This is a genomic window from Nostoc sp. UIC 10890 (assembly GCF_054786515.1).
On the sequence record NZ_JBSGKF010000099.1, the window covers coordinates 1 to 2,323 of the forward strand.

The following is a 2,323-nucleotide window of genomic DNA, read 5'->3' on the forward strand; positions in this document are numbered from 1 at the left end:
TCTCGGCGTTCTTTTATATCTTCAATAACATTAATTATGTAACCAAGATTAACGATATCAGCAACGATCTGAGGAGTCTCTGGTGAGTAATAAGGGTCCCAGCCCATGCTTGTGTAGCCCTGCTGTGCAATCCGGGTAACATCACCACCGTGTCCACAGCCATAGTCAAAAAAGGTTGTATTTTGTGTAAACAAGCCTGCTTCCAAAGCTAAACGTACGGGACGGGAAAAGTCATTACGGACAATAGCCGCTTTATGACGCTCTACCTGACGTGGTGTAAATTCACGGTTACTGGTTACGGTTTGGTTTTGGATGAGGCGATGTCCTTGTATCTCGACATTGTAAGCTTGTAGGCGCTGTTGCCATTTTACTTTTGTACCAATGTTTTTCGGATTATTAAGTAAACCTAAAGTTTCTTGAACACTGGTTAATTCGCTAAATTCTTGGTATAAAGGATAATTCGAAGTAACAAAAGTTTCTTTACGATGGAGAATGGGGGGGTTATCTGATATGGTATAGTCCCGATAGGTAACTTGTAAGGTTTCGAGATCAACTTGGATACTTGCTTTTAAGGCTGGATGCGGGTCGGTATCAAAATCTGGATAGAACAGGTAAGAAATTTTAGGTTTCCTAGTACTAAATTTTACGATTGTTGGTGTATCAGCTTGAGAATAGGTACTTCTGGCAAAAATTTCATATTGCTGTAACACCTGTTCAAGGGCAGTTAGGGCTGAAATATGGATATAAAGAGCATCTGGAAGAAGTTTACCTATTGGACTACGTTTGCAAGCTTGAACTATTATTCTTAGTTCAGGTATAGGTTCATGCTTTTCAATTGTTCCTAGTTCATGTATATTAAAAACCTTAGTCTCTTCTATTAAACTAGCTTGTTCTAGCTCATTTAGGCTGTTATCAACTTCAACCATTATCTTAGTTACTTGATAGTACCTGTTCGTTAAATAACTGAATACCTTATTAGAATACAAATCTTCCAATAATAATTAGAATTTTAATCAACTTTACTAAATGTTTTATTAAGTTATAGAAATATTTATGGGAAAACAAATTAGTCTCAACTTAGATGGTGCTGTCAAAGAAATTATTAACGTAAATCCATTTTTTGCACGTCATGAGACATTCCACCCACGTTACGGGTGGATAAAAAAAGGTTTTGATGGTGCTAAAGTTAATCCCAAAGTCTTCTTACAAGAAGATGCGCCTATTAAACTAGGTGTAGGGAAAAATATGGCAAGTGCTATCCGATACTGGTGTAATGCCTTTAAAGTTTTAGAAAATGATAGCCCATCCGATTTTGGTGAGCGCCTTTTAGGAGAAAATGGGTGGGATTCGTTTTTGGAAGATCCTGCAACACTATGGCTTCTACATTGGAATTTACTAAAACCAAGCTGTAATGCAGCTGCTTGGTTTTTTACTTTTAACATTTTCCGAGAAAACGAATTTTCACAAGATGACTTATTTAATAACTTATGCATCTATAGAGATAGCATTGCACCTCGCATTGCTGAATCTTCTTTAAAAAAAGATATAACCTGCATCTTACGAATGTATGTTGAGCAAGCAACTAACAAGGCAAGTGTAAGTGAAGAAAGTTTAGACTGTCCCTTTACTCAATTAGGAATCATACACACCGCAGGAGATTCAAGACACTTTACTTTTCGAGTTGGTGTAAAAGGAAACTTGCCAGCAGAAATATTAGTTGCCACCTGTCTTGAGTACGCTAGCTTTGTAGGACGTGAACAAAGAACTATCTCCATTTCTCGCCTAGTTTACGATATTGGTAGCCCTGGTATGGCTTTTAAACTTTCAGAAAGTGCAGTCTGTGATGCGATTGAACAAGTCGCAAGGCAGTCAAAGTCTGGTATTTCGCTTTCTGACTCTGCTGGTTTGATTCAATTTTCTTTTACATCAGAGCCAAAAGCATTAGCAGAGGATATTTTAGATAAGTATTATAGGCGCAAGGTTGATTAGGCAAAACGATGAATAAAGCTTTATCTAATTATTTCAGTGTTAAACGTCGTTATTCTCGTTCTATCAATGTTGAACGAGACTTTGACAAAATTGATTCATTACAGGGTTATATTCTTACAGAAAGGTCAATTGATGCAATTAGACGAATTTTAGCTGGACTAACAGGAGATTCTGACCACTGTGCTTGGACTATAACAAGTGTTTATGGTACAGGAAAATCTGCATTTGCCCATTTTTTCGCTTCTTTATGCGCTCCCCCAAAAAGTCAGTCGCACCAAATCGCGTTAGAGATTGCAGCAAAAACATTTGGTTCTAATAGTTCGGAATACTTAGC

Annotated in this window: 3 protein-coding genes; 2 read left to right on the forward strand and 1 reads right to left on the reverse strand. The window is 37.3% G+C overall.

All coding sequences use genetic code 11. The annotated features are described in order from the left end of the window. Positions 1-926: DNA phosphorothioation-associated putative methyltransferase (locus ACWATR_RS39400; protein ID WP_460345654.1), on the reverse strand; the 926-nt coding region annotated here is incomplete at its 3' end. 127 nt (positions 927-1,053) lie between these two features. Here ACWATR_RS39400 and ACWATR_RS39405 point away from each other — a divergent pair. Together ACWATR_RS39405 and ACWATR_RS39410 are read left to right on the forward strand one after the other, a co-directional pair. Beyond that, positions 1,054-1,989 (forward strand): DUF4007 family protein, encoded by a 936-nt coding sequence (locus ACWATR_RS39405; RefSeq protein WP_460345657.1) that lies wholly within the window; start codon positions 1,054-1,056, stop codon positions 1,987-1,989. 8 nt (positions 1,990-1,997) lie between these two features. Then, the coding region (locus ACWATR_RS39410) for a hypothetical protein (protein ID WP_460345660.1) at positions 1,998-2,323 on the forward strand (326 nt) is incomplete at its 3' end.